Genomic DNA, 5,358 nt, shown 5'->3' on the forward strand with positions numbered 1-5,358 from the left:
GGGATTTAGAGTTACTTGAGAATACTGTATAAAGATACAATGATAGGCCGTTTCTGGTCTATCGAAAAACAGATTTCTATTTTTAAGTAAAGTAGAGTCTGGATTAAAACAAAACATTTTACAATGGAGAGTTTGATCCTGGCTCAGGATGAACGCTAGCGGCAGGCCTAATACATGCAAGTCGGACGGGATAGAAGAGCTTGCTTTTCTTGAGAGTGGCGCACGGGTGCGTAACACGTATGTAACCTACCTTAATCAGGGGGATAGCCTCTCGAAAGAGAGATTAACACCGCATAACATCACGACTCAGCATTGAGATGTGATCAAATATTTATAGGATTAAGATGGGCATGCGGGACATTAGCTAGTTGGCGGGGTAACGGCCCACCAAGGCGACGATGTCTAGGGGATCTGAGAGGATGACCCCCCACACTGGTACTGAGACACGGACCAGACTCCTACGGGAGGCAGCAGTAAGGAATATTGGTCAATGGGCGCAAGCCTGAACCAGCCATGCCGCGTGCAGGAAGACGGCCCTACGGGTTGTAAACTGCTTTTGTACCGGAATAAACTTTGATACGTGTATCAAGCTGAATGTACGGTAAGAATAAGGATCGGCTAACTCCGTGCCAGCAGCCGCGGTAATACGGAGGATCCAAGCGTTATCCGGATTTATTGGGTTTAAAGGGTGCGTAGGTGGCCTATTAAGTCAGGGGTGAAAGACGGTAGCTCAACTATCGCAGTGCCTTTGATACTGATGGGCTTGAATACAGTTGAAGTGGGCGGAATGTGACAAGTAGCGGTGAAATGCATAGATATGTCACAGAACACCGATTGCGAAGGCAGCTCACTAAAGTGTGATTGACACTGAGGCACGAAAGCGTGGGGATCAAACAGGATTAGATACCCTGGTAGTCCACGCCCTAAACGATGAATACTCGATGTTGGCGATATACGGTCAGCGTCTAAGCGAAAGCGTTAAGTATTCCACCTGGGGAGTACGCCCGCAAGGGTGAAACTCAAAGGAATTGACGGGGGCCCGCACAAGCGGAGGAGCATGTGGTTTAATTCGATGATACGCGAGGAACCTTACCCGGGCTTGAAAGTTAGTGAATGTGGCAGAGACGCCACAGTTCTTCGGAACACGAAACTAGGTGCTGCATGGCTGTCGTCAGCTCGTGCCGTGAGGTGTTGGGTTAAGTCCCGCAACGAGCGCAACCCCTATGTTTAGTTGCCAGCACGTTAAGGTGGGGACTCTAAACAGACTGCCTACGCAAGTAGAGAGGAAGGAGGGGACGACGTCAAGTCATCATGGCCCTTACGTCCGGGGCTACACACGTGCTACAATGGATGGTACAGAGGGCTGCTACCTGGCAACAGGATGCCAATCTCTAAAAGCCATTCACAGTTCGGATCGGGGTCTGCAACTCGACCCCGTGAAGTTGGATTCGCTAGTAATCGCATATCAGCAATGATGCGGTGAATACGTTCCCGGGCCTTGTACACACCGCCCGTCAAGCCATGGAAGCTGGGGGTACCTGAAGTATGTAACCGCAAGGAGCGTCCTAGGGTAAAACCGGTAACTGGGGCTAAGTCGTAACAAGGTAGCCGTACCGGAAGGTGCGGCTGGAATACCTCCTTTCTGGAGCAGTATTCAAGCCAAGTGACTGAAAAGATCGATTTCTCGATTACTAAAGAGGCAGATAAAGCTGCTACGCACATGTATTTCTTAGATAAAAAGAAAGAAGAAAAGGTAAACCCTTAAAAAGAAGAAGCCATATCAGGTAGGAAAGTGGCTAACATCAAACCATAGTCTCGTAGCTCAGTTTGGTTAGAGCACTACACTGATAATGTAGGGGTCAGCAGTTCAAATCTGCTCGGGACTACTACATGCAGCAGACGCTGCAGGTTGACTGGTTAAGAAGTTGAAAGGTTAAGTAGTTAATAACTACTCACTCAATCACTAACTCACCAATCGTTTTTTTAAAGGGGGATTAGCTCAGCTGGCTAGAGCACCTGCCTTGCACGCAGGGGGTCAACGGTTCGAATCCGTTATTCTCCACTAAGAATGCTACAGGGATTAGAATATTATCCCGCTATAGATGCATTCGAACGTTCTTTGACATATTGGAAGAAGTAATTGTAAAACTGAACAAACAACAGTGAAGGACAGTTATGAAGATGAAAGGAAGAAAGATAAGTAGAAGAAGGATTTAGGTCCATCCTCCACAAATCCATCCTCCCCAAGTCTATAAATAACTGAACATAAAGACATACCCTACAGAGCAAAAGCTGTAGTGGTAGAAGAAAGTAAAGAAGGGTACACGGGGGATGCCTTGGCTCTCAGAGGCGATGAAGGACGTGATAAGCTGCGATAAGCTACGGGGATCAGCAAATATGAATTGATCCGTAGATTTCCGAATGGGGAAACCTAGTTATTTGAAGAATAACTGCAAATGCGCGAACCTGTTGAACTGAAACATCTAAGTAAACAGAGGAAGAGAAAACAATAGTGATTTCCTGAGTAGTGGCGAGCGAAAGGGAAACAGCCCAAACCCACTATGTTACGGCATAATGGGGGTTGTAGGACCACGACATGGTATATTAAACAGAAGCGGAAGGGCATGGGAAGGCCTACCATAGAGCATGAGAGTTGCGTACGCGTATAGAATAATAACCTAGTGAGTTCCTGAGTACTGCGGGGTCGGAGACGCCCTGTAGGAATCTGCCGGCACCATCCGGTAAGGCTAAATACTACTGAGAGACCGATAGTGAACCAGTACCGTGAGGGAAAGGTGAAAAGAACCCCGAACAGGGGAGTGAAATAGAACCTGAAACCGTGTACTTACAAGCGGTCGGAGCAGACTTGTTCTGTGACGGCGTGCCTTTTGCATAATGAGCCTACGAGTTACTCTTCTCTGGCAAGGTTAAGTGTTTAAGACACGCAGCCGAAGCGAAAGCGAGTCTGAATAGGGCGTGCAGTCAGAGGAGGTAGACGCGAAACCTTGTGATCTACCCATGGACAGGTTGAAGGTGCCGTAACAGGTACTGGAGGACCGAACCGATAAACGTTGAAAAGTTTCCGGATGATTTGTGGGTAGGGGTGAAAGGCTAATCAAACTGGGAAATAGCTCGTACTCCCCGAAATGTTTTTAGGAACAGCGTGGCGGTAAAGTTATATAGAGGTAGAGCTACTGATTGGGTGCGGGGGAGTCAAATCCTACCAAATCCAGACAAACTCCGAATGCTAAATAATATACGCTGCAGTGAGGCTCTGGGTGCTAAGGTCCAGGGCCGAGAGGGAAAGAACCCAGACCATCAGCTAAGGTCCCCAAATTACTATTAAGTTGAACTAACGAGGTCCGGTTGCACAGACAGCTAGGATGTTGGCTTGGAAGCAGCCATTCATTTAAAGAGTGCGTAACAGCTCACTAGTCGAGCGACCGGGCATGGATAATAAACGGGCATTAAATAGTATACCGAAGCTATGGATTATATATTTATATATACTGGTAGGGGAGCATTCTATTATCGGTGAAGCGTGACACGACAAGTGCACGTGGAGAGAATAGAAAAGCAAATGTAGGCATAAGTAACGATAAGGCGGGAGAGAAACCCGCCCACCGAAAGACTAAGGTTTCCTGATCAACGCTAATCGGATCAGGGTTAGTCGGGGCCTAAGGATAATCCGAGTGGAGATTCCGATGGACAACTGGTTAATATTCCAGTACTTTTGATAACTGCGATGCAGTGACGGAGTAGTGACACATCCGCGTGCTGACGGAATAGCACGTTAAAGGCAGTAGGTATAGGCTGGGTAGTAAAGTACGCCCGGTTTGCTGAATGCTGATAGTACACAAAGCCTTCGGGTGGCGTGATAGCGATGGTAATCAGACTTCCAAGAAAACCTGCTAAGCTTCAGGTTATCAAAACCCGTACCGTAAACCGACACAGGTAGTCGAGGAGAGAATCCTAAGGTGCTCGAGTGATTCATGGCTAAGGAACTCGGCAAAATGGCCCTGTAACTTCGGGAGAAGGGGCGCTTTCAGCAATGGAAGCCGCAGTGAAAAGGCCCAGGCGACTGTTTAACAAAAACACATGGCTTTGCAAAATCGAAAGATGACGTATAAGGCCTGACACCTGCCCGGTGCCGGAAGGTTAAGAGGGGATGTTAGTCGCAAGGCGAAGCATTGAATCGAAGCCCCGGTAAACGGCGGCCGTAACTATAACGGTCCTAAGGTAGCGAAATTCCTTGTCGGGTAAGTTCCGACCTGCACGAATGGTGTAACGATCTGGGCGCTGTCTCAGCCATGAGCTCGGTGAAATTGTGGTATCGGTGAAGACGCCGGTTACCCGCAACGGGACGGAAAGACCCCATGCACCTTCACTACAACTTAACATTGATATCGGGTACAGGATGTGTAGGATAGGTGGGAGACTGTGATCCGGCTTCGCTAGGAGTCGGTTAGTCAACGTTGAAATACCACCCTTTCTGTATTTGGTGTCTAACTCTATACAATGGAGGACATTGTTTGGCGGGTAGTTTGACTGGGGTGGTCGCCTCCAAAAAGGTAACGGAGGCTTTCAAAGGTAAGCTCAGTACGCTTGGTAACCGTACGTGGAGTGCAATAGCATAAGCTTGCTTGACTGTGAGGCAGACAAGCCGAGCAGGGTCGAAAGACGGATATAGTGATCCGGTGGTTCTGCATGGAAGGGCCATCGCTCAAAGGATAAAAGGTACGCTGGGGATAACAGGCTGATCTCCCCCAAGAGCTCATATCGACGGGGAGGTTTGGCACCTCGATGTCGGCTCGTCACATCCTGGGGCTGGAGAAGGTCCCAAGGGTTCGGCTGTTCGCCGATTAAAGTGGCACGCGAGCTGGGTTCAGAACGTCGCGAGACAGTTCGGTCCCTATCTGTTGTGGGCGTTGGAAGTTTGAGTGGGGCTGACCTTAGTACGAGAGGACCGGGTTGGACTAACCTCTAGTGAATCTGTTATGGCGCCAGCTGTACTGCAGAGTAGCTACGTTGGGAATAGATAAGCGCTGAAAGCATCTAAGTGCGAAACTAGCCACAAGATGAGACTTCCATTGAGGGTCGTAGTAGACTACTACGTTGATAGGTTACAGGTGTAAAGGTGGTGACATCATAGCCGAGTAATACTAATTGCCCGAAGCTTTCTTCGACAACAGATACGTGGTACAAGCCTTAAAACTTGTACCACGCTAATCAAAACAACAAATGTTATTGTTGTAACACTCAGGAAAAAACATTACTTCTTTCAATAATATGTCATTGTTGATCTTTGGAACAAAGACCAGAAGACCAAAAGAAGAAGGACCATCAGTCCTTTCTCCC

The 5,358-nt window shown here is 48.1% G+C and carries 2 tRNA genes and 2 rRNA genes; all 4 read left to right on the plus strand.

The window, feature by feature from the left end:
* Positions 1-120: 120 nt before the first annotated feature.
* The 4 genes from IEV61_RS20505 (at position 121) to IEV61_RS20520 (ending at position 5,186) form a co-directional block, all read left to right on the plus strand.
* Positions 121-1,642, plus strand: a 16S ribosomal RNA gene (locus IEV61_RS20505).
* 169 nt (positions 1,643-1,811) lie between these two features.
* A tRNA-Ile gene (locus IEV61_RS20510) sits at positions 1,812-1,886 on the plus strand.
* Positions 1,887-1,988: 102 nt separating this feature from the next.
* Positions 1,989-2,062, plus strand: a tRNA-Ala gene (locus IEV61_RS20515).
* A gap of 241 nt (positions 2,063-2,303) precedes the next feature.
* Positions 2,304-5,186: ribosomal RNA gene (locus tag IEV61_RS20520) — 23S ribosomal RNA — on the plus strand.
* The 16S and 23S rRNA genes sit together here with 2 tRNA genes alongside, the layout of an rRNA operon.
* Positions 5,187-5,358 lie beyond the last annotated feature (172 nt).

Source organism: Mucilaginibacter galii, assembly GCF_014635825.1.
Classification (GTDB): Bacteria; Bacteroidota; Bacteroidia; order Sphingobacteriales; family Sphingobacteriaceae; genus Mucilaginibacter; species Mucilaginibacter galii.